The sequence below is a fragment of the Nostoc sp. genome, from assembly GCF_036917315.1.
Taxonomy (GTDB): domain Bacteria; phylum Cyanobacteriota; class Cyanobacteriia; order Cyanobacteriales; family Nostocaceae; genus Nostoc.
In genome coordinates this window covers 81,226-105,646 of record NZ_JBALDR010000047.1, presented here as the reverse complement: position 1 = coordinate 105,646, position 24,421 = coordinate 81,226, and the positions used below count along the sequence as shown (strand labels likewise).

Here is a 24,421-nt window from a genome sequence, read left to right as displayed (position 1 = left end):
ATTTTTAAGTAAACGAAAAAATTACACTTCGGATGTAGACTTTTTTACATCCAAGTGATATCCTTACTTGCCCTTTACAGGGTTGATAAATTTAGACAAAAATATTTGGCTAGAGAAATACTGAAACTGAAATTCTTATTTAATTTGAGATTCTTTTGGAGGTTAAACGTTGCTTTCTGTTACGCATGATTTGATAGTGGCATCCTGCATTGATTCTGGAGCCTTTTGTAAGGTTAACCTTGCTAAAATATAGCAGGCTGACCTTACACTGCCAAGTGTAAGAGCATGAAGAGATATAAATTTATGTCGTTATTGGAACGTAGAGGATTAACTCAGGAGCAATTTGCTGAAAAAGTTGAATCTGCTTGGAAAGAAATTTCCGGGAGAAAGTTGTCACGCCAAGCCGTTAGTGCCTGGATTAACGGACGCGCTATGCCAAACTTAAGCCCTGCTGAAACACTTGTAGTTATTGAAATCTTGGGTTGTACACTCACTGAATTGGCTATGGCTTTCCCCCATAATCAGGACTTGTTAACTAATGGTGTTCGAGAATCCTAAGTACAGATAGCCGTGCATGAGGTAAAGAATTCACATTTTGCAATGACTAACGTCAAGTGCAATCGCAATTTTCATTTCCGACCCCTTTATACTGACGTTTACTAAGATCCTATTTGATTGACATTGTAACCTTAACCTTACATAATAGTCATATATCTTTGTAAGGTTGAGCTTACATATCATGCCAAAGTTACCAACAACGTTCACGGCTTTAGACCTAACAGGCTTTGATATAGACAAAACTCAGCGACACAATGCAATTACGCGAGAAATGGTTGATGTTGCTTGTAATGTTTTGCAAAAGAACAGAATCGGTATTGTGGTTCGCAGTGTTCAATCTGCCTTAAAATTCATTTACGGAATTGGTGGAAGTGCTGAGACTATCTGCCAGCTACTTAAGGAGTGGAGAGCGGATAACCTCGCGGCACTGAAGTCTGGCAAAGGCGAAAAAGACCTAATTACAGCAATTCTGGAAACTTCTGACGATGGTTTGCTAGATGAGTCTGATATCCCAGAAGAGTACTTGCAAACACAGCGACAGATGGCGATCGCCGGGTATAGATTGGCTTACCAGAAAGCCGATACGAGTGTAAGCGGCGATCGCATCCAAACTCTAGTTACTGAAAACGATTTATTAAAGACTCAACTCAAAGATTTTCCTCACCTTCAGATGGAACTTGAGTTTTATAAATCTGAAACTGAACGGCAACGGTCTGAGTTGCGTGAAGCTTATTTGAACATTAATAAACAAGAATTAGCTAATTCCGAGACTTTTCGCATCCAGCTAGAATCCTTACAAAATCAGAACAACGATTTGGTTCTTAAAAACAATGAACTGAGCAAGGAGCTAGAAAAATTAGAGGAATTGCGAGATGGCGAACAGGAACGCCAAGGTAAAATCTCTAATCTGACTAGTCAGCTAGATGCCCGCGATCGTGAAGTTTTAAGCTTACATAGTCAGATTCAAAAACTACAAGCTGAGGTGGGTCAGAAGCAAGTGCTTGAATCTCAGCTTTCCACCGCCAAAAATCAACTTAAAGAAGCTAACGAGGCTGTTACTAGGCTTCAAACTCAACTACAGGAAAAATCTACATCTGAACTGCAAGTAGATATTGATGTTGATGGGTTAATGACTGAGAGAGACTCTTTAGTTGCTGAAAGAGACTCCTTGAAGCTCCACATACAAGAGCTAGAGTCTCAAGGAAAAAAGGGTAAGCAACAAACCAAAGAACCCATAGTTGCATAACAGAAGTGTTTTTCCCTGTAACAACGTTTTTGTTATGGGGTCACTTTGATTTTGTGAGTTTAATTATGAAGTTACTAATTTTTAACGCTTGATTCTCAACCTTACCTAACTCAATTTAGCAACGGCAAATGTAGCTAGAAACCATAACAGACTGCGGTACTTAATTAAATCTGCCTAGATATGCAAAGCAAAGCAGGGTGTAAAGCTGGTGAAAAATCAGAACTTGAATTGATGCTGGCTGCTAGATTTCCTCTGATTTACGTAGTCACGCTAGAGGAAGAGATAGCAGAGAAAGAATTAATTGCGATCGCCCAATCCCGCAAGGGTCAGATTTATTTCTGGGACTATGCCCGTGGTTGGTCAGACAATTCTGGACAGGACAAGGGCAACCCGATGAATGCCTTGGCGCGTGTGGCAAAATCTCCAACGAATCAGGTGGCATTATTCGTACTAAAAGACATTTGTACTCTGATTGCCCCTGGCAGCAACAGTCAAATTACCCCAGCACAATTGCCTCTGGTTCGAGAGATTAAGAATTTGGCGCGGGACATTGCACGAGACAGGCGCACACTTGTACTACTTAGCGACCAACTCAGGCTACCTCTGGAACTGCGTGAAGAAACTACGATTGTAGATTTCTCATTGCCTACTGCTACAGAGATTTCCATCCTCATTAATGATTTAGTTGGCAAGAAAACCGCGATTACTGAACCAGACCGTGAGCAATTAATCAAAGCTTGCCAGGGATTGAGCCGTTGCCGCATCAGTCGGGTGCTGGCAAAATGTTTGGCCAAATCGGGAAAGGTTGATGAAAGTGCTATCGCTGCTGTGATTGAAGAAAAGCGCCAAGCAGTATGCGAGACAGGCATTTTAGAATTTATTCCCGTGCAAGCTGGACTGGAATCTGTGGGGGGCTTGGAGAATTTGAAAGCTTGGGTAAAAGTTCGTAGTCAAAGTTTCAGTGATAGGGCTAGAAAATATGGTTTACCCGCTCCTAAAGGGGTGTTACTTGCAGGGATTCAAGGCACGGGTAAGTCACTTTCGGCTAAAACCATTGCGGCTGAATGGAAACTGCCACTCCTACGGCTGGATGTTGGGCGGTTATTTGGGGGGGTTGTTGGTGAAAGTGAATCACGGGTGAGGCAGGTGATTAGACTGGCTGAGGCGATCGCTCCCTGCTGTTTGATGATTGATGAATTGGACAAAGCATTTGGCAATATCACCAACGGTTCTGATGGTGATTCTGGAACTAGCCGCCGTGTATTTGGAACACTACTCACCTGGATGCAGGAGAAAACGGCACCGGTTTTTATCATTGCCACTGCCAATAATGTCGAGCTACTTCCAGCCGAAATGTTACGCAAGGGCAGGTTAGATGAACTATTTTGGCTTGACCTTCCCAATCAACAAGAGCGCTCGCAAATTTTCAAAGTTCATCTTTCCAGACTCAGACCGCAGCAGGTTATTGATAACGAGTTTGATTTTGACTTACTCGCCTCTCGTGGTAGAGATTTCTCAGGCGCAGAAATTGAGCAAGTGATTTATGAGGCAATGCAGCAAGGGTTTAGCAGGGGGGAGGAATTTACACAGGGGGATTTGTTAGATGCGATCGCTGGCTGCGTTCCCTTGTCTCAAATCGCATGGGTTCAAATTCAATCATTAATCAAATGGGCAGAACGCAGTGGTGCTAAAAGTGCCAGTTCTAGAGTCTGTGTGAACAGTGAAGAAACATCACTTTTGGAAGTTGATGAATAATCCAGTTGAAATGAGTAAATGTCAACATCTAGGTTGTGCAAGCACAGACGTTACAGAATGCTTTTACCCAACTGAATCAGGGGTGACAGAAAATCCTGAATATTACTGCACTAAACACGCTCGTGAACATGGTTTTTGTTACTTATGTGGTCAGTTTTGGGGTGGTGTTGAAACATTTGAATTTGCCGTCATTTATGGCGGTATAGAGGGAGTCTGTGAAAACTGCGAGGCAGAAGTTAGAGAAGATTTAGACGATTTTGAAAAGGATGAAGATAATTATTTCACAGACTATTTTTAACTAATGCTGTCGCTTTTTGAATTTGATGATTGAGGATTTATCATGCAAGCTCAAGAAGAATTAGCACAAAAACTTGAACAGGAGCTACAGCAATTTACTGGGACTGAGAACTATTACAAACACTTTCTAGGGTTTCATTTTACTGATGGAGTGAAGTTTCTTGCAGATGAGGCGCAAGCATACTGGCTAATTGATGCTATCGGCTCTTACCAAAGAAAGCTTCAAAGTTACGATTTTCAACTCTGGTTGTTAGTCGTTGGTAAAGAGCATGAATTTATCAAGCCAAAACCAGGGAAAGACGCTGTTTTAACTTGCTGGGAAGATACTCCGAATGCAGGAGTTAAGCCATTAGTTAGACAGGACATTATATTTACTGACTTTCCACTGAAAACAATCAAGCTCTATCTAGAGAACAAAGTTTTGCTGTTGCCTAGTGAACATTAATGCTTCTCAAAACATCAGGTAAAGCTATGACTAAAACTATAACAGTTGAGCAAATCAAAGCAATTATTCGAGGTAGTGAGGAAAATCTCAAGCTGCTGTCAGCGTTGCCAGAATACCAGAAATTAGAACAAAGTGAATATTTCACTACGTCTAATGATTTAGTTTTGGGTGATGCAATTGAAACATTGTTTGAGATTTACGAAGCGATTATCTCAATTGAATATCAACAAAAATCCAGTGAGTAATGCTTCTCCTAAAACTTGGACAGCATCAATCTAAGTAATTAGCGTGATTGGTGGGTCGCTCCCACCTTTCAACATGAATCAATTTAAACAAAATTTAACCGAACATCAAATAACTTTGACTGAAAGCCTGAAAACTACCAGGGGAAAAGAATATATGAGGTTTTATCGACTGGTTTTTGAGAGTTTATCTGGACAAATTAAGACAGATGCAACTGCCATTCTCGAAAATTATCATAAATTTACAGCAGTTAATATTGCAGAAATAGCAATTAAATACAATCTCGGTTTCAAGCCTTGCTGTGAATTTCTTGAAAAATTAAAAATTTTACCTCAAGGAACCTACGATAGGCTGAGATTCCAAAAAGACTTTAAAGTTGGCAATATCTTTGCCACAGCCAGAAAGAGAATATCTGAACAGGAGAAAATTAATGCAATATCGACAAATTCAAATAACAATCGCCAAAGACGGTACTATCACCGAGCGCGTGATTAATGGAGTTGGTAATAGTTGTACAGAACTCACTGCCGGGTTAGAGAAGGCATTGGGTGAGGTGCGATTGCAAGAAGTTCTACCTGAATACAATCAGCAACCAATCGAAAATCAGGAGGATGAGAACCTGTGGCAGAACCAGAACATTTAGAGTTTCCTGAACCACTATCAAGCCATGAATACTCTGCGTTTTTAACAGGATTGGTAAACTATCTTGAAAACCCATCAGAACTAGGGCGATTGGAGCAATCCCTAGAAATAATTAACGAGCAACTTAATTCAAATAGTTCTGAAAATTACTATTGCTACCACTGCGGTGCTGATTTCTCTGATTGGTACAGCCTTTCTGACGAGGAGCGAGAACATCAAATAGAGTCTGACCCAGATATAAATCCTAGAAACTTGCCTATTTGTTGCCCTTGTTGTGGGATTCCTTATGAAGATGAGGATGATGAAATATATTAAACACTATTGCTTTTGATGGAAAGCTTTTTTGCCCCCAATGTAATCGCAAGGTAATAGAAGCTGTCCGTTACTTCCAAAAACCAATTTTTGAAATTACAACACCTTTGACCCGCCCAATTTCATCAATTTTACCGGAGCAGAATAATGTCTCACCTAACCCATATCAGAACCACTATCAAAAACCCGCAAGTTCTTGAGAAAGTTCTAATTGAAATGATTGACGATGGACTTAATGGCATTCTCCAAGGAGCAAAACTGGAGCATAACACTGATATTCACGATCCTTTTGGGAATAGCAAGATAGCAGAACTTGTTATTAGACGAGTGCAAAACTATCAAGGAGGTTACGATTTTGGATTTAAACTTAGTGATTCTGGAGAGTTTCAGTTTCTAACCCGTGATGGTTCAAAGCGTGATGCCCAGAAATTTATGGAAACCCTAACTCCTTGGTACGCCAAAGAGAACGCAATCGCTGCCCTAATTGCCCAAGGTTTTGATATTGAATCTCAGACAGAATCAAATGGTGAAATGATAGTCACCGCTAGTAAATGGGCTTAGTTTTGGCAATTGAAAATTTATTCCTCGTTGAAATCAGCGAGGGATTTTTTTAAGTTAGCATAGAACATCTGTACTACAATATTTATGTTTAGTTGTCAGCTTGCAAATACTTATAGCCCGACTAAAAACTATAGCGTTAACAATTGGTTTTCAACCCCAAAACTGGATGGAATTCGAGGGTTATATATTCCCGGTCAAGGATTAATAAGCCGGACGTTAAAAACAAAATATGTTGGCCTTGAACATATCGAGAATGTCTGCGCCCAGATAGCACAAGCTGGTTATGTTATTGACGGAGAGCTTTACATTACTGATGAAAAATTTGATGTCATATCAGGAATAGTCCGCGATCGCAAAGGCTATGACATTACCCAAAAACAGCGTGTTCAGTTCCATGTATTCGGTCTGTGGAAAGACAACACCACCTGGGCGAATACAGAGGCAATGGTTAGTAAAATTCAAGAAATAATTCCTGCTAGTCAATCGGCAGTCGTAGCAGTGCCGTATACAGTTATCGAAACTAATCCGGTGATTGTGCAAACTCAAAACCAACTTAATAAAGATTCCGGTGCTTCCGATGAAGGAACGATGTTAAGGCATCCAGACGTAGCCTATTACCAGGGGCGATCGCAACACCTACTGAAAGTCAAAAACTTTGAGAAGGGCACGTTTATTGTCACGGACTTTCACAAAGGTACTGGCAAATATTACAAAAGTCTGGGGAAACTTTCTGTTGAAGGTAAGGCAGGTGAAGTCACAGTAAAATCCAAAGTTGGCACGGGATTTACTGATGCAGAAAGATTAGATATTTGGGCTAATCAATCCAAATATACTGGAGCTAAGATTGAGGTAATTTATATGGGCATCACTAATAGTTCTAGTAGTTCTATAAAAAGCTTGAGACATCCGGTATTTTCTCGAATCATTCAAGATTAATTCAGAATGAAAAAAATATTTTAAATATAGTTAATTTGTACTACCTTTGCTAAACTAGGCAGTATTAAAACTTAAAGCCTACCTACAAATCAGGAGAGAAAATGGCTTTTGAAACCGCAAGTTTGGCAGTTAAAACATTAAATGCAGTCCTGAAAGATTATAACTTTTGGGGGCAATCGGAAAGTGACTCACCGCTAAAGCCTGGACGAACAAAAGCAGTTATTGACAGTGACAAACTCTTGTCTTTGGATAGAAGTTTACGCATTAAGGCTGGTGCAACTTCTAATAGCATTCCCAAGGATCGCATTATCACTAGTAAGACGTTGGACGAAGTGTTTGTGCCACTTGCCAATAATGCGATCGCAGAACTCAAAAATCAGAGTGATATGGTTGATGCTGGAACTGCAACTTTAGAAAGCCTAGCTAGCGAAGCTGAAGCAGTTGAGTACTACGTGCAATTGTATGAAGTATTCAAGCAACTAACAGATGCAAAAATATGGTACGTTGACAGCCCAAGCGATGCTCCCGTTGGTTTGTTTATCACCGGAACAGTAGGTAGCGAAACTGTTTACGCACAGACTCTGTTAATTCAGACCTAATTGCATCTAGTTTGACAGCCCATTTCCATCTATAACCCTGGACTAATTTGGTTCAGGGTATTTTTTTATTTTTAATTCTTTTTCTACAAATTAATGCCCAAAATATAACCCTCCTTAATTTGACCGGAGGGTTTATTTTTTTCTGCATCAAACTAAGCAGCTTTTTTAAATAAGTAACCTAGTTCAGGGATGTCTTGAGCAAGTTTCCAACCAGTGCGCTCACTCCATAACGGAGTTGTTTCGGTTAACCCCTTGGCAACAAGTTGAGACTCAGGCACTTCAACAGGTTGACCATTGATTTGTATATGCCACAAGTTTTCAGTACCACTTGCTAGTAGCTCTAGTGGAATTGGTGGGGGGACTTTAGAAACTTCGGTTTTATTTTGCTCAACTGGCAATACAGACTGCGAAACAGCAGGGTCAGGTTCAATCGAAAATGTATTAGCAAATTTAAACACTGCCTTTCGTCTGGCAGAAATTTTAATTGCTTCTCCTGTTTTGGGATTTCTGCCGTCACGTTCGGGTAAATCTTTGTGAGAAAAAACCCCAAATTTTTCTAGTTTGACATTTTCCCCTTTACGAAGTGAAACTTGTACAAAATTAATGAAAGACTCAAGAATGCTATCAACAGTTGTCTTGTTGTAACCAGTTGAAGACTGAATGTATTCAGATAAGTGGGAGTTCATAATTAGAAAACAAACGCAAAACCTTCACATGATTATAGCTAATTATAGCTATTTGAAGAAAAGATAGTCTTTGATTTCTTCTTCGGTCATGTTTGGATCAAAAAGTGTAACTTCAGTTGTTTTAGAATCCTTCAATCTAGTTGAGTAAATCTTCATGGTTTTAGTAATTCCTGGGAGCATATAGGGACGATATTTTTCACCAATATTTCCTAAGTGAAACCAGCCGATTTGAGTTTTTGCACCCTCCCATTTCATCTCAAGGGCTAGATATTGCTTGCTAGAAACTTCACGAATGTAAGCACGAACCATTACCTCTTGCCCTTTCCAAGGGTTTTTTTGTGGTGCTGACCAAGAACCGTGCTGAACTGCGTAGCAAATAATAACCTTGGCTTCCTCTGGTTTAGAGTTCTTGAGCTTTTCCACAATTTCGTCAGCGAAGATCATAAACACTAATCCAGCATCGCCAGTTTCCGCCTGATGTGCCACTGTCCAGTAGGCACTAACCCAAGACATCGCTTCGTAAAAAGTGCCGTCAGGTTTGGCAGTTTCCAGAATGTTTTGCTTACTGGCCTTTGTTGCCTCCGCAGTTTCCCGAATTAATCTAGTAGACCCATCATTGGCTTCTTTCCATTCAATAGCTTTTCGCATTGCATCTCGGTAGGTGTCCCGGTGAGAAATAGCGATCGCTAATTGTTCCGGTGCATAACTTACATCATTGAACAAAACCTTTTCGTAAGTTCTAGGTGAGGAATCAAGCCGGAGGTCTGGTGCTTTCCATTTTGAATTAACTGTTTGAACTATGCGGGATACGGTATCAAGAGCATCTGCTTTTACTGCACAAGGACGGTCACGGTAACAGGCTGGTTCTTTGAAGTCTTTTAGCCAAGGAGACTCAGCGCCTTGTTCATTCAGAAACGCTTTAACAGCATCTAACCCATTGGTGTTATTGGGGTAAGCACTCTTGAGAGAGTCAACCGCGATTTGCACTTGCTGAGAGAGAAAATCGATAATCCGCATTTCCTCATCTTGTTTCTGTTCACCCCCAGCAGGAATGTTTAAAACGATTTGCTCACAACCGCCAGAACGCGCCCTTGCCAACAGCGAGGCAACAATCCCCGTTAAGTCGTTCATTGAGTTGATGGCAATTTGTTGTAAGTTGCCAGTCAGTGCCATTTTAGGAAATTTCTTCGTTGCTGGAGGTTCATCAAAGTTAGCGATCGCCTCCCTCATATTTGGGTACGCACTACTCCTAACGAGTTGAATAAAATCCCCATCGGTATCGCGCCCCAGGTTTAGAAGAAGTAAACGGGGTGCAGCCATAATACCGGTGCTGTTGATGTAAGTTCCTTCATGAAGGTTCTCCCACAGTTGACAATCGCCCCAGTGCCGCATGGGATTGCAGAAAACTATGTACTCGCCCTCTTCAAAGTCAGGAGCGCAAAATACCTTTCGTCCTTTAATTCGTCCATCAGGTAAAACAATGTGGTAGTGAGCTAGCACCTCGTCAGGTTGTGCCATAAGTGAATAGAACCGCACACCTGCGGCTTTAGCTAAATTCAACCAGACAGCTTGCATACGCTCTTTCACCCGCCGCACAACATAGGGGTGCAGCAGCAATATTCCTTGTTTATCTGCCTGGATGATGCGGATCATTGTGTTCTCATACTCAGCTTCCGATTGAAGCTTGTCAGACCCTTCTTCAAGTTCGGCTTCAGCTTCAGACTGGTCGATTCTCAGAATTTCAGCTAAGTCAGTGATACTGTTGTAGGCTTTGGATAAGCGATCGCACTTTTCTTCTAACCGACTAATAATCTTGTCTTTTTGTAAAGTCCCGAAATCAAACCATTGAAACAACATCCATCCTGGTTTAGCGCGGCGTTCTTCTGCTTCAAAGACTAACCCCATGAGAATCTTGCCTTCATGGTTGCCCAGTGTCGGTTTATTGCCCTTGAGTGAGGATAGTGGAATTACTAAATCAGCGCCAAAATCATCAAGCTTGGGGTTGTAGGCAACTGTACCCTTGCCAATCCATTCACCCCACAAAGCAGCGCGAAACTGTAGCGGTCTACCTTCATCTACATAGTTGTTATCACCATCTGGGTCAGCAGGTAAGCCCAAAAGTTGCATCAGACGTTTACTAGCTTTGGCATGAGAATCACCACTTTCCCAGTGAATATTGTTTACTTGGTCATCCAAGAAATTGCCATCATCATCTTTAGCTTCATCATCAACGACGATGAATCTCATTTGTTGATAGACCATTTTCTTACAGCCAGTGTGCAGAATTGATCCATAGATAATGCGTTTCCATTGGTCTTTGGCTGCCTCGCCGTAATATTTCTTACCTATAGTCTGTTTATTAGTAAACGTAAATCTGCCGTGATTCCTAGAACCACTTGCCATATCCAAAAAGAAAGCAGCCTCATATCCCTTTGGCTTGAATGAGTCTAGCGATCGCGGGTTAGTTTCGGTTTTCTCAATTTCCCCAATACAAAATTCTAATTTAGGGTGAAGTCCTGCAAGTAATATATTGCGGCTAACAACAACAGGTGCTTCTGACCAGTTTTTATGCTTGCAACTCCATACCCGCCACTCAGAAACAGTCTCGATTCTACCCTGAGAGGCATCTGGTAAATATCTCGTGTTTTTAAATTGAATACTCATACTCTTTACTCTTTACTCAAGAAATCAAAATTTGTAGAAAACTCAGTCCATAATGTATTAGCTATTTCATCTTTCATAGGAATTGGTACAGCCAAACTCATATCAATACATAGTTTTCTCGCATCTCCATCAAATGAAAATGCGTAGACATTGGTATACTGTTTCCCTGTTTCTTGAATCAAATCTTCTTTAATTTTGCCCAAGTCCTTAAGCTTTTCTTGAGCATCACCAAGGAGTCTAGCAAATACTGTATCAGGTTCCTGATTGTTATTACCTACTGCTAATACTGTTATCCAGTTACCGATATCAGCCTTTTGACTCAACTTAATCGTAATGATAATAATCACTGCTGCTGCAATTATGTAGGGAGCGCATGAAGTCAGAAAACTCCAAGCCCCTGCAAACATTCCAGTGTTATTAAATACTGCGGGAAGTAAGTCTTTTGCACCTCTTAGGACTCCTCCAGCGATGTAGCGAACTGCTTCAGCACCAGATGCGTTTAATCCCTTCAGAACAAGACTAGTCACTGTTTTAGTTACTGCTTCTGCTAACTGTGCGGGGATAGCTACGCCTTTGAGGATCAATGTTTGCAGCAATCCAGAAGCGATCGCATTTACCACACCAATCACATCAATAACACTCGGCGAAGCAACAGGGATAATCGCGCTGGGTGAGAAACTTGAAGAAATTGTATAGCCGCCAACCGAATCATTTTTGTATTTTTCGTCTTTTATTATTGCCAATAATTTGTTAAGTTTGTTTATAAGTTTGCGAAAATCTTTAATTGCCGGATTTAGTACTTTTTTCCTTAACTCTCTCATGTCAGCCAGAAAAGGTTCTAGAGCTTTTTTCTTCAATGCTCTAATGCCCTCAGCAAAATCATTCTTTATCTTTAATAAACTTTTCTCTAAATCAATATAGAATTTTGCAAATTCGTCTAATACCTTTTCCCTGACAATCTGAATACCTCTAATTACTTCTTCTGGAATATAATCTTTTCGTTCTTGTAACTGGTCAAGCAGAGGTTCTAAAATCTGAACTGCTTTCTCTTGAATTTTCTCTGCTAGACTCTGCAACCAATCTTTGTTTTTAATTTCTGTTGCTTTAACTTTCTGATAAATTGAAACCTCTCCCATTTGTCCGTCATAACTGTTAGAACTAAGTTGCTTGTTCAACAAACCTATATTCAAGAATAAATTGTTTGCTTGAATAGCGGCATTATAAATCTGAAGGTCACGAGTTTTTAATTTTAAACTAGCTGCAAGCTGGTCGCCTTTTGCAGCCAAATTATTGTACACCTTGGAATTAAAACACTTGTTTATCCCGTAGGAAGTTCGTAGTATTTCAATGGACGAACTTTTTACGATATTACTTATCTCGCTCTCAGAAAAGTAGCTAAGTATATTTTCTATGGTGGGTAAATTTCCTCTGGAAAAGCTGATAGGTTTCAACTCGTCGAACCAATCAAACGGACTTTCTAAGGCGCTAAAAATATCGTCGGGGACATCTAAACCACCTTTTTTTATCCAATCTTCGCCAGATATTTGACCTAAAATGTCTTCTTTGCTCATAGCTACTTTTAGTACAAAAATACTAAATATTTTAGCTCATGATTCATGTCAAGTCCGAACAATCATTTATCATTTAAATCTCTCCCTTCCGTGTCAGAGCATCCCCGCTTCCTTCTTTGAAAAAGGGCGGTACATTCCGATGTCTGGCTTGGGCTATCGCCTGGGGGCTTTCTCTAAGAATGAAGGCATGAAGGGCGATCGCTCCCTTTCCACAGAACTGGAGGTCAAGCGATCGCACTTTTGACCTTCTCAAATTACCGCCAAAAAATAGCTCCCGCTTGGGGGCATCTATTACTTAGATTTGGCGTGATGACTATTTCACCACAATAGGTCTATTCAAAATGCTCATGACTTCACCAGCATTAGGACTGGGTAGTAAAGGACTCCAATCTCCAACATCTGCATAGCCAATCACCTGCAAGTAGTGAATTGTGCTAGTTACAGCTTTAGAAGAACCAATCAACAGATGTTTGAGCGGTTCTTTAAGAGGGGTTGCTTCAGAGGATGTTTGATTGGTGGTGGGGTTGTTAGCACCTGACAAAAAGTTTTGTGTCATCATTTATTAGTCTCCCAATATGGGGGTAAACATCCGCGATCGCTCTGTTTGGTGTCCAGCCGAGGGGCGATCGCTTCGCCGTTGCGCGTTGCAACACTCACAATCATATCGCCGAAATAGGACAATCGGATAATAGGATAAACCGCTAAATCAAAATATCCTAAAAAGCTGTGCAAAAATTAAGCCGTTGTACGCTGTGCAAGGTTGATGAGCGAGAAGAAGGAATTACGGGGCTATGTTTCTCCAGAGTTAAACCGATTGTTTCGGGCAGTAGTAGCCCTCAAAGATAAAAACCTAAGCGATACGATCGCTGAGGCTCTAGAAGATTGGCTCAATAAACCTGAGAACCAGGAAATAATCAAAAAGCACAATTTGAAGTCCGAAGAATAACCGATCGCTCACTTTCCAAGAGAACTACAGCTGTTAACAGGTTTACTCGATTCAGTTCTGAGAGATAATCTGCTTTGTAACTCCCAGTGATGACTTTGGAACCCAACCAGCTAAACCTATTTCCAGAAGTGAAACCCACACCAGCACCTAGAACAGAGGCGCTGGTGATGAGCGAGGCAGTACTGCTGAAGTGGAAAGCGCAAATCTTTGACTATCAGCAGGTAGTAAGGGAAATTCAGCCACCACAACAGACGGCATTATTTGATCTAGCCCCGGCGCACTGCGGCCCAGACAGGATTGATCCGTTGCAGTTGTCAGTGCGATCGCTCTCGTTTTACCGAATGCCAGCTGATAGCCCCGGCGATGCGTGTCTTTACTTTGTTGTTGATTCTGCGGCTGACCTGATTTTGTATGTGGGGGAAACTTGCAGAAGTAACAAGCGGTGGAAAGGGATTCACGCCTGCAAGGATTACATAGCCAGCTACCAAGATTTACATTATCGCTATGGGTTGCAAACAGCAGTCAACATCGCTTTTTGGTGGGACACCCCTGTTGACCGACGCGCACGGCAGGAGTTGGAGTTGAGTTTAATTTTGAAGTGGCGATCGCCATTTAACAAGGAAATGTGGGAGCGGTGGGGGCAACCGTTTGGGTAAACTTTTTTTGTAACGATAAGAGGCTTACGAGAATGTCTGATATTTTCCTTTTCAAAATCCTGAGCAACTACAACAATGGCATCAGGGTATAAAAGATGCCAACCGCAATAATATTTTCTGTCACTGTCGTACTTGCGGTTATGAGTGGATGGATTCAAAATTTGATGTTACTTGTATTCAATGCAGTAGCAAAGATGTAGAAAGTATTTCATATTGGCAATTTCCAGATGATTAAATCAGAATAATTTATATTCTTGCTAACCACTTGCCAAGTGCTAAATCTGCTAATGATTCTAGGGAATCAGGATTTGCAATTAACTCCTTATAAGTGTTAATTACCACAGGAGAAAATGATTTATAAGAAAGGCTCCAATACAAATTTCTAGGTCTTTTTTCTCGTGGCATGGCATCCCATTCAGATTGCAGCCTCATCCGACCGAAACCTTCTGGTATATGGCCAACATGGGTAACAACAGATCCAGCCATCCACAGCCTCATTCTGCCAATCACTTGTCTTCTTTCTGCAAATAATAATGAGCTTGGAGTTGGCAGCCACAGAAATATTACTGGTTTATTAATCTTTCTTTGAAAACAAAACTCAGCTAATGGTTTAGTCTTACCCCTTCCATATCTAATGGTATTTTTACCTTCAATTTCTTCTTTGATTCGCTCATCAAAACTCAGAATTTTTTCTCTAAGTTTAAGAATTGCTTGCTGTTCTTCTCCAGTACAAGCACCAAGCCAATCTAAAAGTAATTGCGGTGGGTCTGGAATATTGCTTGATGTACTGCTAATATCAAGTTCCTGATAGGTAATTGGAATTGACCAAGTTTGATTAGTATCAGTATCTTGCAGTTGTAAGTGAAAATTTTGATTAATCTGGGCAACAGTAACCTGCAAAAAATCAACTATCAACTTTGTGTGTTTGCGGTCAATCAAATTATGTCTGTGAAATGAGGGTGCGATCGCAATTAACCGGACAGGCTGCCTGTAATCAATTTGCTCTTGAAATGGTTTTTCGTCTAGTAAGTTATCGTAGTAGCGAGTTAATTGCTGGACAACATATCTATCTTCAGCATTTTTGAGTTCTAAAATTACTAATTGTCTCGTGTTGTTAAGTGCTAAGATATCGCAGATTTCGCCCTTAACAGCATACTGTCGTTTTAAAGGTGTTAAGCCTGATAATTGCTGTAGGTTATCCCAAACAAAATCTTCTAATGCTGCCTCTGATGCAAATTCCCAACTAGAACCTGTTTTACGCAGTGCTGCACCAACTAACATATCTTCGTCACTGCAATATTAATAGAATACTGAATATTATGGCATAACACGATCGCACCCAAAACTGTTTCACTCAGGCACATTTACAGAATAGTGAAATATGGGATGAAGTGCGTGAGTTGGAAATCCTTCTTGTTTAAGTTGGTGTTCATTCATATAGTCGTTATCTAGGATTCCATAGCATTTAGTCTTTTGGGCTATTTCTCTTACAAAATCATCGGTAAAGACTACTCCAAAATAAGCACTACCTTTAAACCGCTCACCTATCCAAGTTGGATCAATTAATTCTCCATCATTATTTACTAACCAAGCATGGGATACAGCTATATCAATATCCTCACTAATAGCAAATCCTTCACAATAGTTTAGGTTTGGATACCTCAACAATCCTTTTAAGCAGTTTTCAAAGCAAGCTTTACGTTCACCTTTGAATGGTGATTTAACCTGAGTTACAAAAGGTTTACCATAATCCAAAACTAGCCTTTGTGTACTTTTATAGCGGAAATCAGAACGTGTGTTAAGTTTATCAATCAAGTCTGCTTGTTCTTTTAATATTGCTAGCAGACGGTCTAAATTAATGCTCATTATAAATACTTTTTTGCTAATTCTTCAGTCAAATTATTTTTATTATCTAAATATTAAACCACCAATACTTATGTAGTCCTCTCAGTTTTGAATTTGCATTACTATGTTCATCCCCCCATGTTAGTGTACTCTCATCACCACAAACATAACCAGAACCACCAAATTTATTCTGACCCTCATCTATTATTTCCATCATTACTTTAATAATTGTTCTTTCACTTACAGAAATTTCGTAATGTTCCAAGAGCAAATTTTTAATATCTTTAGCGCAAACACCATCAAAAAACCTTGGTTTTTCATTAATAATATTAATAATTATAGTTTTTAATTGTTCTGCTTTCATTGTTTTACATAAATATATTCAGATTTTTATTTTATATATAAATTATTGTATTAAAACCAATCATTCTATAGGTTTTAGCCAACCAATAAATTTTTCATAATGAAATTGCTTATCTTCACAGTTAGCAATTCTAACAATATCTTCTTGATGATGAGGAAAAGAGAATGAGCCAAAATATCCTTCTTTGATGGAACCATCTTCTAATAATACAAAATAAGTTCCATTGTCTTCTGGTAGCCCTTCAATTAATTCAAACTTTAATATTTTATTTGGCATTTTAATTTCCCTTAAACGAATCGCTAAAATCTTTTTGTTCTAACTGTCTAAGTTTTTCTAACTTCCGATTTAAGAGTGAAGCATCAGTTTCTGGTTCACCATTGTCATCAGTTTCGCGTTCCTCGTCCAGCCATTCCAACAGTTCGGCTTTTGGACGAAATGACATTATAGGGCGCTTCTGGTTGTAATTTTCTTGAGCTTGGTAAAGTGCATCACGATTGGCTTCATTCCATCGCTGCTGAGAAGATTTTTCTTTTCCATTATCAGTAATTTCTGGCATTACCTCAATTTTGAGATAGCCTCCTTTACTTTTAAACTGCCAATTATTATTGTAATGATCGAAGTGTTTTTTAGCTCCTTTTTCTGTTTTCCATCGCTTGCACAAATGGAAACTTTTATTGATAAAAGCATATTCAAGATTAGAGTCAAATGTGTATAGCCAACCCAAAGGCTTATCTTCTTTGGTATAGCAACGGTATCCGTAGTACATATAAGGTTAAATCACAGACCTAAGCTTTTTTTCAGCAACTTTGATAAAAGTACTTCTCTGACAGCTAACTTAATTTCATCTGCTGTTTTACCAATTGGGTTATAGTCTGGTGGTAATTCAAAAAACTCAGATGCCCAATAGCTGTTTTTGGTTTCCCGCTCGTACTTTTCTACTTCTTTATATGAACCAATACAAATTTTCTCTTCTGTAAAGTACAGTCTGACTTGACCTTCTGCGTTTGGTTCAAACATAAAAGTTAACCTCAATTAATGAAATACCTGAATCTTTAGCTAATAGGTTCGTGTTCGCTGACATATTTTTTGATAATTTGCTCAATTTCTGATTCCATAGCATCCATGTGACCATCAACATCAGCATACCAGCCATATTGATTGAGTGCTTTAATAGCAGCATTTACTGATGATGCCGCAGCTTTATCACGTCTACCTTCAGGTGATGCTATGTATGCCTTATATTCTTCTTCTTTTTGTTGTTTACGTTGTTCTGCTTTCTTTATAACAGCTTGAGCTTTTTCTGTGGTACATAAATAAGTTCCCTCGCCCAAAGCACCTACTTCTCTTCCATTTCGGTTGTAGCGAGTGCCATTTTTGAGAGTAATTGTACCACTAGATGAAATATGTATAACTTCTTCAATTACGGCTTTAGTGCCACGCTTGTCATCATAGAAAAATACTCCGATTTTATCCCCTGGTTTTAGTTCTAATGTGTTCATATTTTTTTATTAAAAAATAAACTCAATTGATGGTGAAATATTTACCGCACGTTCACCACCACTCCTAAGACCGAAAGCACCACGACCCGAAGGGAGATAGTCACCAGTTTTATAAATCACATCTTTAGCCCCAGCCATTGCTGCAATTTCTTGACTTTGGTTTTTAATGAGAGTTTGTAGCCTCCGAGTATCTATACCTGGAACACGAGCTAAAAATGTTTTTGTTGATTGTGACACTCGATTTAGTACACCCATTTCTACATAAATTTTGATGGCATTTTCTAGAGATGCTCTCTCTTCATTCGTCATAGGATTATTGCTCACGACATCAAACTCAATTCCAGCAATGCTTCACTTCGAGTTAACAACTTACCTGTATAGGGAGATAACCAACATACACCAGGAGGTTGACAGTTTTCTTGCTTCTGCCATCCAGCATCGCGTAATGTCTGCTCTTTGCGATCGCACTCGACAACTAGAGCAATAATTTCTTTCGCTTCTGTCAGCGTATCCACCCGCCGCAGGTTACTTTTATGGTGGTTTCTTTGAAACGGGGTTGCCCCGCTTCTATCCTTAATCAACCATCCTGTGCTGGTGTTACTCCGTCCGGGTATTCCGTTGGAGTAGTAAGTACTGCGGACATAAAACCTACCATCAGGAGTAAGATATTCACCTGCTTCGATACGTTGCAGTTTCATGATGGTTTTAATGGGGATAGTCAGAATGTGCGATCGCTTACTCTTAATATTCTACATAGTAAACTATGTATTTACAAGCTGACAAAATTGTATTCATAGCGATCGCCGTTGAGTTGGTAGACCCAGCCGCCTGTTACTTCTTGAATTGTTACTGCACCGATTTAGTGGCGGATGTGCATTGCGGTGTTGATATTGCCCCAGATGGCGTTTGACATCGTTGCATCGTTTTGCAGGTATGCACCGCTATCATTTTTGATTACATAGGGGTAAGCAGTATACATAACTTTTTTAATTAACTCTCTATTTCTTCTTCATTAGCATAAACGTTGATTTCACTTTCTACTTCTTCAATAGCCGCTTCTGCCATTGTTATCAAAAGATGAATTCGATGATTTTCAGTATTAAAAATATCTGTATTCTCTTCAATTTCCCAGCCATTAATTTTTGCAAAACGTCGTACTAATTTTTCAATTAAGCTGTAGCGTTGAAAGTATCCTAATTCTGTTTCGATAGTCGAATCGTTTTGCATTTTACATACTCGCCTGATTACAAATGTAAGTTATATCCCGCTTTATGATAATACAAGGCACGCTAATTTAAATATCAAAATTTAGGCTGCCCGCCGCAAAAACTCCTGACGATGCCATTGTAGAGAATCAAGTCTAGGATAATACTGTTGTTGGCTTGGTAAGATAATGCCATTGCCCCTAAATTCCCGCATTGGTTTGGCGTTGGGTGAATCTTCCCGCAGGTTGTCAGCAACAATAATGGTGTAATCGTCGTTGATAGTAAACCAAAAGCGGTCAAATGCCCAGTGATGATTTTTGCACAGTGACAGCCCGTTATTGATGCGGTCGTCGTAGAACTGGGAGAATGGTTTGATGTGTGAGCCGTCAACGATATTCTGAGCATTGATATCGAGTATCTGTAACCCGCAAAACGCGCAGCGTTGGTTGTAAGTTGAAACTACAATTTTGCGAAAAGCACCATCTCGTACAATTACAGCTTGCTCATCTTCTAATTCCTCTGGCTGGTAGACCTTGCCACCAGTGCGTTGCAACTGGTCTTGTAGTTCAGCAAAGGCGTTGACTTGCAATAATGACTCGATATCTTGTGTGCGATCGTTAAACCATGAATTAATGAGTGTGTGGGTTAGTACAGTGCGTTCGCTCTCGTTTTGCAGCAGTGACCAGAGTTCATCATCAAGGTAGGCGTACTCAACTGCCTGCCGAATAGCCCCAGGAGTAACAATTTTTGCTTTAGATGTAACCGTTAATTCAAATCCGAGATTGGGTTGAAAATGCCAAAAGCCATCGCTTCTAAGGTAGAAAAACGGTTGCCCAATATCTGGTTTGCGTACTGGCTCCAGGTGACTCCACAGTTTAAGAAATGTGGCGATGAGTTCAGCCGATAAAGGAACTTGATTTTGCCTTATTTCCCCTTGGCTTATCAGTTCAATAATTGATAGCACCAAAATAGGTTTATTCGGTGCAACCCCACTAGAACGGGATACCCTGAGATTGGCAAACTTATTGACGTAGTAGGCGAGATTTTTCGTCATTATTCACATAACTGTATAGGTCGTTTGCCATCTGCCACAAATTCTTACTGATTTACTCAACTAGAGCTAGAGCAATTTTATCGTTTAAAATAACCGCTTTAGCAGTAGTTATTGGTGTATAAGGCATTACATCTTTGCAATAAAACAGTGGGTGGTCGGGATGCAAGTTATATGTCACTCGCTGGTAGCCTAATCCTATGAGCGATCGCACTGCGTTATCACTCAGATGATCCCACCCTAACGACTGCAAAATACCCACAACATAGGCGTGGACATTTTTACGACCTTGAGCGATCGCACGTTCTCGTCCCTTGCGCTCAACCTCAAACACCGCATTGGTTAGTTGACACACCCCAGCATGAGTTAGCAGCGACCCGCTTTTTCCTCCTTTCTTGAGTGAAAAGACGTGGTAATGCAGGTTGAAGTAAACCCCTACACGCTGTCCGTAATATGCGGCTGGGTGCATTGTGCTAAATGGATACCGATGAGTCATGATGAGCGTGCAGCTACAACCCGCATATTCTACAGCAAATATTAGCTAACTAATACCGATAACCGTAATGTAACCGAGGTGTTTTTAGTTACTCCCAAGCTAGGCTTTAGCCGAAGTAATAAGTATCTAAAAATACAATGAGCGAGTCAAAGTTTCTGGCGATTGACCCGAAGTTAGAGGATTACTGGCGAGCAATTATATTGTTTGGTAAAAACGTTGCGTGTTATAAATTTGCGTTGGCAAAGTCATTGTTAGAATTAGCACCGCAGGGTAAAAGTATCATCACCTTGGAAGATTTAGCAGAACCGTATTCGAGACATATTATCGAGCATTTAAAAATTGTGGATAAGCAAACTACCTCAGTTTCTAGCCGCTTTTTAGACGCTTGCCGCAAGTTTAACACCGGAGACATAACTAAAACACGATTGATTGACACCACAGTGCAGCGTGGCTTTGAAAATGTGATTGATGCATTCCATAACCTTAGCGTCGGAGAGACGGCGGTACGGTTTTTTGTGGATGAGCGCCGAGGGGCAAATAAAGGTATTATCTTGACCAATGAGCTATTTAAACTGTTAGAAAAGCTTCAGTCTGAAAACTTACCCCACGAAGTCGAAGCACGATGGCGGCTTGTAGAGACAGCTTGGGAACTAAACATTTCGCGCAATTTGATATCTATTGGTTACGACCCAAACAACCAACTGCTGTTTACATTTAGCGATCGCAGGCGGCGGGTAGATGTTACTTCATGCCGAGATGCCCTCAACGGCTATCAAAAAGGTAAATGTTTTTACTCATTTGCAGATATTTCGATTGAGCCAGGTTCTACAAACTTAGCTGATGTAGACCACTTTATTCCTTACTCTTTGAACGAATACATAAGCAATATCGATGGTGTATGGAATTTAGTGTTGTCATCCACCGAATGTAACCGGGGCAAAAGAGGAAAATTTGATAGACTCCCAGATATTAAGTATTTAGATCGCCTACACAACCGCAACGAATTTTTGATTACCAGCAACCATCCACTACGCGAAACACTTATTCAACAAACGGGCAACACAACAAAACATCGGCGAAATTTTTTGCAGTGCAAGTATAGGAAAGCACAATCCCGTTTAGGAACTGGAAGTAATCATGGCTGGAAATCAGAGTTTGAATATCCAGTAACGTTCTAAAATAGCAGGTGCAACGTCTGGTTTCCAAAAAAAAATATGCGCGAATATCGCTGCACCCGTAACGCCCTCTATACTCATGACTGCACTGGGCGCGATGACCTTAGAGAACGCCAGGGTCATTACATCTGGGCAATCAACGAAGAAGCTGCATGGCAAGAAATGGCACGGCGGTATCCAGAAGAAACCGAGGCGGGGTTTACTGTCCAGGAGTGGGAAGGGTTTGATGTTATTGTGGTAGAGGTTCGGCAAGAGGAGTCTAAAAATGAATGAGTCACTAAATGCTGCTCAAAGCGAACTACAAGTTATGGAGTTTTTTGCAGCAGCCCTCCAAGATCAACTGTTGTTAGACCGACTGATGGAAGCAATGGGTGCAAAAGATAACGCTGCAATCATAACTATGGCTGTTGAACGTGGCTATAACTTCTCTCAAGAATCATTGCACCAGGGGCTAACGAAGATATTCCATTTGATGACACCAATCATGCAAGAGCAAAACTTAGCCGTGTCCGAAGAGTAGGTGATATTGAAATGAAAAGCAGCGTAGACAATAGGCATCGCCCCCCGCTTTTAATGGAAGCATTGGCTGAGGTTAGGGCTAGTGGACTGTGCAATATGTTCAATTATGCCTGCGTTATCATCACCCTTCAAGACCTTGGTTTTGAATTACAAGCAGATTGGTTAGAGGAACATCTTGATATTTATAACGAGATTTTAATACATGAATTTTCTGAGTGGTTGCAAGCTAATCCTCGCCCATTTAGAGAATCTGTAGCTCAACGGGTGGCTAGAGAGACTGGGTTGGAACTAATTGAGGAGTAAGAAAGTGACACAAAGGGAAATAATTAAACAACTCCTTGACCCCTATGATTCTTCTCAAACTGAATGTGATGGCATGACTCGCATCTGTCACACCGTACTAACTAATCACGGCATTGAGCATCAGCCAATGTTTGGGGTTTTAAATTTGCAAAATCAAAAGGTTGAGCCGCATTTCTGGATTGATTTACCAAATGGATATCGCATCGATTACCGAGCTAGGATGTGGTTAAAAGGAGAGGGTATTCCTCACGGAATCTTTTACCCTCAAGACTTTCCAGAGGTCATTTATACTGGTGAACCTATAAAGTTAGAGGTGCTGTCACCAAAACTATTTGAAATACTGACTCTTGAGTTTGATTGGAAAAAGTTTCAACAATATGAAACATCTGATGCTTAATTTTGCACAGGTTCTACTGTCATGATATATTGCCCATACGCACGACCATTTTCCCATTCCCTAGCATCAACTATATAATAAGTGTTATCAAGCTGGAAGACTGCCATTATTTTATTTCTTCTGGTCGCTACTTGGATTGCAACATTAACAAGTTCTTGAAAATTTTCAGATGCCATTTATAATTCCAATTCAATCTTGATAAATTGCTAGTATTTTTGATTAATTATCACAAATGTAAATAACAAAATATATTTAAAATTTTGTCATACACAGGTTTGCTCAACAAGATTCTTACAAAATCGCTTTAGATAAACAAACTATAATAAAATCGGAGAACATCTATATTTTAACTATTAATGATTAGCTCATTACGGCTGCTAAATTTTAAAGCATTTGAGAATCAATTGATTGAATTCAAATCGCTTACCTTACTCTCTGGTTACAATAACACTGCTAAATCCTCTGTGTTGCAAGCACTATCACTGCTGCATCAATCTTACCAGCAAAATTTACTACAAAGCACTGGTTTATTGCTCAATGGAAACTTGGTAAATATTGGCACAGCTAATGATGCTTTGTATGAAAATGCCAAACAAGACTACGTAGGATTTGAGCTTAGTTTAAAAAACGGAACTAAAGGAACATGGCACTTTAAATACAACTCATTAGAGAGAGAAGCAAATTTTTTAGAGAGTGGATTCAACTCTGTTGATGCCGATGTTTATCAGTCAAGCATTTTCAACGGGCAACTTTATCACCTTCAATCAGAACGTGCAAAAGTTGTATCAGGAATCTTAAATTACCAAGTGCAAGAACTTAAACAAATTGGTGCGCTTGGCGAATATACAGCACATTTTCTTTATACCTACGGTAGTCAACCAATCCCTATCGCCGAACTCGCTCACCCGCAAGCAAAATCAATAAATTTGCTAGACCAAGTTGAGGCATGGATGGGAGAAATAAGTTCTGGTCTACGCATCCAAGTTAATGCACATCTAGATATGGATTTGGTTAACTTAAAATTTAGTGACCCTATTGGATACGGCATTGCTTACGTTTTACCAATTATCGTTGCAATCCTCGCTTCCAGTCCAGGTGTGTTAATTCTTATTGAACACCCAGAAACCGGACTTCACAACCAAGCACAAACAATGTTGGGTAAGCTGTTAGCACTGGCTGCTAACTGTGGCGTTCAAGTTGTGGTAGAAACTCATAGTGAGCAGATTTTAAACGGTATTCGTCTTGCGGTACATAGTGGTAAAAGTGAGCCGGAAGATATGCAATTACATTACTTTCAACGTCACCACAACCAAGATCAAGCTTTTATTAAAGTTGTGTCACCCCGCATTAATAAAGACGGCAGAATTGACCGATGGCCTGATGGGTTCTTCGATGAGTGGGAAAACAGTTTGGAGGTTTTGTTAGAGCCTGCGAAATTATAACTCGCTTC

At 40.1% G+C, this 24,421-nt stretch carries 37 protein-coding genes; 20 read left to right on the top strand and 17 right to left on the bottom strand.

From position 1 onward, the window contains the following. Positions 1-285: 285 nt before the first annotated feature. The 11 genes from V7K84_RS20970 to V7K84_RS20920 all read left to right on the top strand — a co-directional run bounded on the left by V7K84_RS20970 (position 286) and on the right by V7K84_RS20920 (position 7,594). Positions 286-558: a helix-turn-helix domain-containing protein gene (locus V7K84_RS20970; RefSeq protein ID WP_196511572.1), complete on the top strand. Its 273-nt coding sequence runs from the start codon at positions 286-288 to the stop codon at positions 556-558. A 181-nt stretch (positions 559-739) separates the two neighbouring features. Next, positions 740-1,804, top strand: a complete 1,065-nt coding sequence (locus V7K84_RS20965) for a hypothetical protein (RefSeq protein ID WP_334840860.1) — start codon at positions 740-742, stop codon at positions 1,802-1,804. Positions 1,805-1,984: 180 nt separating this feature from the next. Next, positions 1,985-3,559 carry an AAA family ATPase gene (locus tag V7K84_RS20960; protein WP_334840858.1) on the top strand — a complete coding sequence of 525 codons (1,575 nt, stop codon included), beginning with the start codon at positions 1,985-1,987 and terminating at the stop codon, positions 3,557-3,559. Then, complete coding sequence (locus V7K84_RS20955) at positions 3,552-3,857, top strand: hypothetical protein (protein WP_334840856.1); 306 nt, start codon at positions 3,552-3,554, stop codon at positions 3,855-3,857. Before V7K84_RS20960 ends, V7K84_RS20955 begins: the two co-directional genes overlap by 8 nt. Before the next feature lie 42 nt (positions 3,858-3,899). Continuing rightward, positions 3,900-4,301 carry a DUF6876 family protein gene (locus V7K84_RS20950; RefSeq protein WP_334840854.1) on the top strand — a complete coding sequence of 134 codons (402 nt, stop codon included), beginning with the start codon at positions 3,900-3,902 and terminating at the stop codon, positions 4,299-4,301. 26 nt (positions 4,302-4,327) lie between these two features. Continuing rightward, the gene (locus V7K84_RS20945) at positions 4,328-4,546 is read left to right on the top strand and encodes a hypothetical protein (RefSeq protein WP_334840853.1); all 219 of its coding nucleotides are present in this window, start codon (positions 4,328-4,330) and stop codon (positions 4,544-4,546) included. Between the two features lie 428 nt (positions 4,547-4,974). Beyond that, on the top strand, positions 4,975-5,187 hold the full coding sequence (locus V7K84_RS20940; protein ID WP_334840852.1) for a DUF2997 domain-containing protein: 213 nt from the start codon (positions 4,975-4,977) through the stop codon (positions 5,185-5,187). Further along, a complete protein-coding gene (locus tag V7K84_RS20935) occupies positions 5,166-5,501 on the top strand; it encodes a hypothetical protein (protein ID WP_334840851.1) in 336 nt (111 codons plus the stop codon). The genes V7K84_RS20940 and V7K84_RS20935 overlap by 22 nt, the downstream gene beginning before the upstream one ends. 144 nt (positions 5,502-5,645) lie before the next feature. Further along, positions 5,646-6,059, top strand: coding sequence for a DUF1257 domain-containing protein (locus V7K84_RS20930; protein ID WP_196511562.1), 414 nt, complete (start codon positions 5,646-5,648; stop codon positions 6,057-6,059). Between the two features lie 84 nt (positions 6,060-6,143). Further along, positions 6,144-6,995: an ATP-dependent DNA ligase gene (locus V7K84_RS20925; RefSeq protein WP_334840849.1), complete on the top strand. Its 852-nt coding sequence runs from the start codon at positions 6,144-6,146 to the stop codon at positions 6,993-6,995. A gap of 101 nt (positions 6,996-7,096) precedes the next feature. Next, positions 7,097-7,594, top strand: a complete 498-nt coding sequence (locus V7K84_RS20920; RefSeq protein ID WP_292850628.1) for a hypothetical protein — start codon at positions 7,097-7,099, stop codon at positions 7,592-7,594. A 152-nt stretch (positions 7,595-7,746) separates the two neighbouring features. On the opposite strand, the gene V7K84_RS20915 is transcribed toward V7K84_RS20920, so the two are convergent. The 4 genes from V7K84_RS20915 to V7K84_RS20900 all read right to left on the bottom strand — a co-directional run bounded on the left by V7K84_RS20915 (position 7,747) and on the right by V7K84_RS20900 (position 13,074). Further along, positions 7,747-8,280 (bottom strand): HU family DNA-binding protein, encoded by a 534-nt coding sequence (locus V7K84_RS20915; protein ID WP_196511559.1) that lies wholly within the window; start codon positions 8,278-8,280, stop codon positions 7,747-7,749. Positions 8,281-8,328: 48 nt separating this feature from the next. After that, a complete protein-coding gene (locus V7K84_RS20910) occupies positions 8,329-10,944 on the bottom strand; it encodes a hypothetical protein (RefSeq protein WP_334840846.1) in 2,616 nt (871 codons plus the stop codon). Positions 10,945-10,949: 5 nt separating this feature from the next. After that, the gene (locus V7K84_RS20905) at positions 10,950-12,515 is read right to left on the bottom strand and encodes a hypothetical protein (protein ID WP_334840845.1); all 1,566 of its coding nucleotides are present in this window, start codon (positions 12,513-12,515) and stop codon (positions 10,950-10,952) included. Positions 12,516-12,828: 313 nt separating this feature from the next. After that, on the bottom strand, positions 12,829-13,074 hold the full coding sequence (locus tag V7K84_RS20900) for a hypothetical protein (RefSeq protein ID WP_334840843.1): 246 nt from the start codon (positions 13,072-13,074) through the stop codon (positions 12,829-12,831). 204 nt (positions 13,075-13,278) lie between these two features. Between V7K84_RS20900 and V7K84_RS20895 the strand changes: the two genes are divergently transcribed. After that, on the top strand, positions 13,279-13,461 hold the full coding sequence (locus V7K84_RS20895) for a hypothetical protein (protein WP_196511554.1): 183 nt from the start codon (positions 13,279-13,281) through the stop codon (positions 13,459-13,461). Between the two features lie 89 nt (positions 13,462-13,550). Next, a complete protein-coding gene (locus V7K84_RS20890; protein ID WP_334840841.1) occupies positions 13,551-14,117 on the top strand; it encodes a GIY-YIG nuclease family protein in 567 nt (188 codons plus the stop codon). 246 nt (positions 14,118-14,363) lie between these two features. On the opposite strand, the gene V7K84_RS20885 is transcribed toward V7K84_RS20890, so the two are convergent. The 9 genes from V7K84_RS20885 to V7K84_RS20845 form a co-directional block, all read right to left on the bottom strand. Beyond that, positions 14,364-15,398 carry an endonuclease NucS domain-containing protein gene (locus V7K84_RS20885; RefSeq protein ID WP_334840840.1) on the bottom strand — a complete coding sequence of 345 codons (1,035 nt, stop codon included), beginning with the start codon at positions 15,396-15,398 and terminating at the stop codon, positions 14,364-14,366. A gap of 69 nt (positions 15,399-15,467) precedes the next feature. Continuing rightward, positions 15,468-15,983, bottom strand: a complete 516-nt coding sequence (locus tag V7K84_RS20880; RefSeq protein WP_334840839.1) for a hypothetical protein — start codon at positions 15,981-15,983, stop codon at positions 15,468-15,470. A gap of 46 nt (positions 15,984-16,029) precedes the next feature. Continuing rightward, positions 16,030-16,326, bottom strand: a complete 297-nt coding sequence (locus V7K84_RS20875) for a hypothetical protein (RefSeq protein WP_334840838.1) — start codon at positions 16,324-16,326, stop codon at positions 16,030-16,032. A 60-nt stretch (positions 16,327-16,386) separates the two neighbouring features. Further along, entirely contained in the window at positions 16,387-16,602 is a 216-nt protein-coding gene (locus tag V7K84_RS20870) for a hypothetical protein (RefSeq protein ID WP_334840837.1), read from the bottom strand. Position 16,603: 1 nt separating this feature from the next. Further along, on the bottom strand, positions 16,604-17,092 hold the full coding sequence (locus V7K84_RS20865) for a hypothetical protein (RefSeq protein WP_334840835.1): 489 nt from the start codon (positions 17,090-17,092) through the stop codon (positions 16,604-16,606). A gap of 11 nt (positions 17,093-17,103) precedes the next feature. After that, complete coding sequence (locus V7K84_RS20860) at positions 17,104-17,343, bottom strand: hypothetical protein (protein ID WP_334840833.1); 240 nt, start codon at positions 17,341-17,343, stop codon at positions 17,104-17,106. Between the two features lie 35 nt (positions 17,344-17,378). Further along, a complete protein-coding gene (locus V7K84_RS20855; RefSeq protein WP_334840831.1) occupies positions 17,379-17,825 on the bottom strand; it encodes a hypothetical protein in 447 nt (148 codons plus the stop codon). 9 nt (positions 17,826-17,834) lie between these two features. Further along, positions 17,835-18,134 (bottom strand): hypothetical protein, encoded by a 300-nt coding sequence (locus V7K84_RS20850; protein ID WP_334840829.1) that lies wholly within the window; start codon positions 18,132-18,134, stop codon positions 17,835-17,837. Between the two features lie 11 nt (positions 18,135-18,145). Further along, positions 18,146-18,523, bottom strand: coding sequence for a hypothetical protein (locus V7K84_RS20845; RefSeq protein WP_334840828.1), 378 nt, complete (start codon positions 18,521-18,523; stop codon positions 18,146-18,148). Positions 18,524-18,588: 65 nt separating this feature from the next. Between V7K84_RS20845 and V7K84_RS20840 the strand changes: the two genes are divergently transcribed. Beyond that, on the top strand, positions 18,589-18,735 hold the full coding sequence (locus V7K84_RS20840; RefSeq protein WP_334840827.1) for a hypothetical protein: 147 nt from the start codon (positions 18,589-18,591) through the stop codon (positions 18,733-18,735). 80 nt (positions 18,736-18,815) lie between these two features. Here V7K84_RS20840 and V7K84_RS20835 read toward each other — a convergent pair whose 3' ends face one another. The 3 genes from V7K84_RS20835 to V7K84_RS20825 all read right to left on the bottom strand — a co-directional run bounded on the left by V7K84_RS20835 (position 18,816) and on the right by V7K84_RS20825 (position 20,577). Continuing rightward, positions 18,816-19,052 carry a hypothetical protein gene (locus V7K84_RS20835; protein WP_334840825.1) on the bottom strand — a complete coding sequence of 79 codons (237 nt, stop codon included), beginning with the start codon at positions 19,050-19,052 and terminating at the stop codon, positions 18,816-18,818. Between the two features lie 81 nt (positions 19,053-19,133). After that, positions 19,134-20,084 (bottom strand): HNH endonuclease, encoded by a 951-nt coding sequence (locus V7K84_RS20830; protein ID WP_334840823.1) that lies wholly within the window; start codon positions 20,082-20,084, stop codon positions 19,134-19,136. Between the two features lie 52 nt (positions 20,085-20,136). Next, positions 20,137-20,577 carry a hypothetical protein gene (locus V7K84_RS20825; RefSeq protein ID WP_334840822.1) on the bottom strand — a complete coding sequence of 147 codons (441 nt, stop codon included), beginning with the start codon at positions 20,575-20,577 and terminating at the stop codon, positions 20,137-20,139. A 137-nt stretch (positions 20,578-20,714) separates the two neighbouring features. Here V7K84_RS20825 and V7K84_RS20820 point away from each other — a divergent pair, with 137 nt between their 5' ends. The 5 genes from V7K84_RS20820 to V7K84_RS20800 are packed head-to-tail and all read left to right on the top strand — an operon-like array spanning position 20,715 to position 22,971. Continuing rightward, on the top strand, positions 20,715-21,755 hold the full coding sequence (locus tag V7K84_RS20820) for an HNH endonuclease domain-containing protein (protein ID WP_334840821.1): 1,041 nt from the start codon (positions 20,715-20,717) through the stop codon (positions 21,753-21,755). Positions 21,756-21,791: 36 nt separating this feature from the next. Next, on the top strand, positions 21,792-22,025 hold the full coding sequence (locus V7K84_RS20815) for a hypothetical protein (RefSeq protein ID WP_334840820.1): 234 nt from the start codon (positions 21,792-21,794) through the stop codon (positions 22,023-22,025). Next, entirely contained in the window at positions 22,018-22,272 is a 255-nt protein-coding gene (locus tag V7K84_RS20810) for a Nif11 family protein (protein ID WP_334840819.1), read from the top strand. Before V7K84_RS20815 ends, V7K84_RS20810 begins: the two co-directional genes overlap by 8 nt. 11 nt (positions 22,273-22,283) lie before the next feature. After that, complete coding sequence (locus V7K84_RS20805; RefSeq protein ID WP_334840818.1) at positions 22,284-22,574, top strand: hypothetical protein; 291 nt, start codon at positions 22,284-22,286, stop codon at positions 22,572-22,574. A 4-nt stretch (positions 22,575-22,578) separates the two neighbouring features. Further along, positions 22,579-22,971 carry a hypothetical protein gene (locus tag V7K84_RS20800; protein WP_334840817.1) on the top strand — a complete coding sequence of 131 codons (393 nt, stop codon included), beginning with the start codon at positions 22,579-22,581 and terminating at the stop codon, positions 22,969-22,971. Here V7K84_RS20800 and V7K84_RS20795 read toward each other — a convergent pair. After that, the gene (locus V7K84_RS20795; RefSeq protein ID WP_334840814.1) at positions 22,968-23,147 is read right to left on the bottom strand and encodes a hypothetical protein; all 180 of its coding nucleotides are present in this window, start codon (positions 23,145-23,147) and stop codon (positions 22,968-22,970) included. The two genes, V7K84_RS20800 and V7K84_RS20795, sit on opposite strands and share 4 nt — an antisense overlap. Before the next feature lie 180 nt (positions 23,148-23,327). Here V7K84_RS20795 and V7K84_RS20790 point away from each other — a divergent pair, with 180 nt between their 5' ends. Further along, positions 23,328-24,413 carry an AAA family ATPase gene (locus V7K84_RS20790; protein WP_334840813.1) on the top strand — a complete coding sequence of 362 codons (1,086 nt, stop codon included), beginning with the start codon at positions 23,328-23,330 and terminating at the stop codon, positions 24,411-24,413. Positions 24,414-24,421 lie beyond the last annotated feature (8 nt).

What these genes read in the sequence shown, in the direction of transcription:
- V7K84_RS20970 (WP_196511572.1), top strand. Translation starts at nt 286, where the DNA reads ATGAAGAGATATAAATTTATGTCGTTATTGGAACGTAGAGGATTAACT.
- V7K84_RS20965 (WP_334840860.1), top strand. Translation starts at nt 740, where the DNA reads ATGCCAAAGTTACCAACAACGTTCACGGCTTTAGACCTAACAGGCTTT.
- V7K84_RS20960 (WP_334840858.1), top strand. Translation starts at nt 1,985, where the DNA reads ATGCAAAGCAAAGCAGGGTGTAAAGCTGGTGAAAAATCAGAACTTGAA.
- V7K84_RS20955 (WP_334840856.1), top strand. Translation starts at nt 3,552, where the DNA reads ATGAATAATCCAGTTGAAATGAGTAAATGTCAACATCTAGGTTGTGCA.
- V7K84_RS20950 (WP_334840854.1), top strand. Translation starts at nt 3,900, where the DNA reads ATGCAAGCTCAAGAAGAATTAGCACAAAAACTTGAACAGGAGCTACAG.
- V7K84_RS20945 (WP_334840853.1), top strand. Translation starts at nt 4,328, where the DNA reads ATGACTAAAACTATAACAGTTGAGCAAATCAAAGCAATTATTCGAGGT.
- V7K84_RS20940 (WP_334840852.1), top strand. Translation starts at nt 4,975, where the DNA reads ATGCAATATCGACAAATTCAAATAACAATCGCCAAAGACGGTACTATC.
- V7K84_RS20930 (WP_196511562.1), top strand. Translation starts at nt 5,646, where the DNA reads ATGTCTCACCTAACCCATATCAGAACCACTATCAAAAACCCGCAAGTT.
- V7K84_RS20925 (WP_334840849.1), top strand. Translation starts at nt 6,144, where the DNA reads ATGTTTAGTTGTCAGCTTGCAAATACTTATAGCCCGACTAAAAACTAT.
- V7K84_RS20920 (WP_292850628.1), top strand. Translation starts at nt 7,097, where the DNA reads ATGGCTTTTGAAACCGCAAGTTTGGCAGTTAAAACATTAAATGCAGTC.
- V7K84_RS20915 (WP_196511559.1), bottom strand. Translation starts at nt 8,280, where the DNA reads ATGAACTCCCACTTATCTGAATACATTCAGTCTTCAACTGGTTACAAC.
- V7K84_RS20910 (WP_334840846.1), bottom strand. Translation starts at nt 10,944, where the DNA reads ATGAGTATTCAATTTAAAAACACGAGATATTTACCAGATGCCTCTCAG.
- V7K84_RS20905 (WP_334840845.1), bottom strand. Translation starts at nt 12,515, where the DNA reads ATGAGCAAAGAAGACATTTTAGGTCAAATATCTGGCGAAGATTGGATA.
- V7K84_RS20900 (WP_334840843.1), bottom strand. Translation starts at nt 13,074, where the DNA reads ATGATGACACAAAACTTTTTGTCAGGTGCTAACAACCCCACCACCAAT.
- V7K84_RS20895 (WP_196511554.1), top strand. Translation starts at nt 13,279, where the DNA reads ATGAGCGAGAAGAAGGAATTACGGGGCTATGTTTCTCCAGAGTTAAAC.
- V7K84_RS20890 (WP_334840841.1), top strand. Translation starts at nt 13,551, where the DNA reads ATGACTTTGGAACCCAACCAGCTAAACCTATTTCCAGAAGTGAAACCC.
- V7K84_RS20885 (WP_334840840.1), bottom strand. Translation starts at nt 15,398, where the DNA reads ATGTTAGTTGGTGCAGCACTGCGTAAAACAGGTTCTAGTTGGGAATTT.
- V7K84_RS20880 (WP_334840839.1), bottom strand. Translation starts at nt 15,983, where the DNA reads ATGAGCATTAATTTAGACCGTCTGCTAGCAATATTAAAAGAACAAGCA.
- V7K84_RS20875 (WP_334840838.1), bottom strand. Translation starts at nt 16,326, where the DNA reads ATGAAAGCAGAACAATTAAAAACTATAATTATTAATATTATTAATGAA.
- V7K84_RS20870 (WP_334840837.1), bottom strand. Translation starts at nt 16,602, where the DNA reads ATGCCAAATAAAATATTAAAGTTTGAATTAATTGAAGGGCTACCAGAA.
- V7K84_RS20865 (WP_334840835.1), bottom strand. Translation starts at nt 17,092, where the DNA reads ATGTACTACGGATACCGTTGCTATACCAAAGAAGATAAGCCTTTGGGT.
- V7K84_RS20860 (WP_334840833.1), bottom strand. Translation starts at nt 17,343, where the DNA reads ATGTTTGAACCAAACGCAGAAGGTCAAGTCAGACTGTACTTTACAGAA.
- V7K84_RS20855 (WP_334840831.1), bottom strand. Translation starts at nt 17,825, where the DNA reads ATGAACACATTAGAACTAAAACCAGGGGATAAAATCGGAGTATTTTTC.
- V7K84_RS20850 (WP_334840829.1), bottom strand. Translation starts at nt 18,134, where the DNA reads ATGACGAATGAAGAGAGAGCATCTCTAGAAAATGCCATCAAAATTTAT.
- V7K84_RS20845 (WP_334840828.1), bottom strand. Translation starts at nt 18,523, where the DNA reads ATGAAACTGCAACGTATCGAAGCAGGTGAATATCTTACTCCTGATGGT.
- V7K84_RS20840 (WP_334840827.1), top strand. Translation starts at nt 18,589, where the DNA reads ATGTATTTACAAGCTGACAAAATTGTATTCATAGCGATCGCCGTTGAG.
- V7K84_RS20835 (WP_334840825.1), bottom strand. Translation starts at nt 19,052, where the DNA reads ATGCAAAACGATTCGACTATCGAAACAGAATTAGGATACTTTCAACGC.
- V7K84_RS20830 (WP_334840823.1), bottom strand. Translation starts at nt 20,084, where the DNA reads ATGACGAAAAATCTCGCCTACTACGTCAATAAGTTTGCCAATCTCAGG.
- V7K84_RS20825 (WP_334840822.1), bottom strand. Translation starts at nt 20,577, where the DNA reads ATGACTCATCGGTATCCATTTAGCACAATGCACCCAGCCGCATATTAC.
- V7K84_RS20820 (WP_334840821.1), top strand. Translation starts at nt 20,715, where the DNA reads ATGAGCGAGTCAAAGTTTCTGGCGATTGACCCGAAGTTAGAGGATTAC.
- V7K84_RS20815 (WP_334840820.1), top strand. Translation starts at nt 21,792, where the DNA reads ATGCGCGAATATCGCTGCACCCGTAACGCCCTCTATACTCATGACTGC.
- V7K84_RS20810 (WP_334840819.1), top strand. Translation starts at nt 22,018, where the DNA reads ATGAATGAGTCACTAAATGCTGCTCAAAGCGAACTACAAGTTATGGAG.
- V7K84_RS20805 (WP_334840818.1), top strand. Translation starts at nt 22,284, where the DNA reads ATGAAAAGCAGCGTAGACAATAGGCATCGCCCCCCGCTTTTAATGGAA.
- V7K84_RS20795 (WP_334840814.1), bottom strand. Translation starts at nt 23,147, where the DNA reads ATGGCATCTGAAAATTTTCAAGAACTTGTTAATGTTGCAATCCAAGTA.
- V7K84_RS20790 (WP_334840813.1), top strand. Translation starts at nt 23,328, where the DNA reads ATGATTAGCTCATTACGGCTGCTAAATTTTAAAGCATTTGAGAATCAA.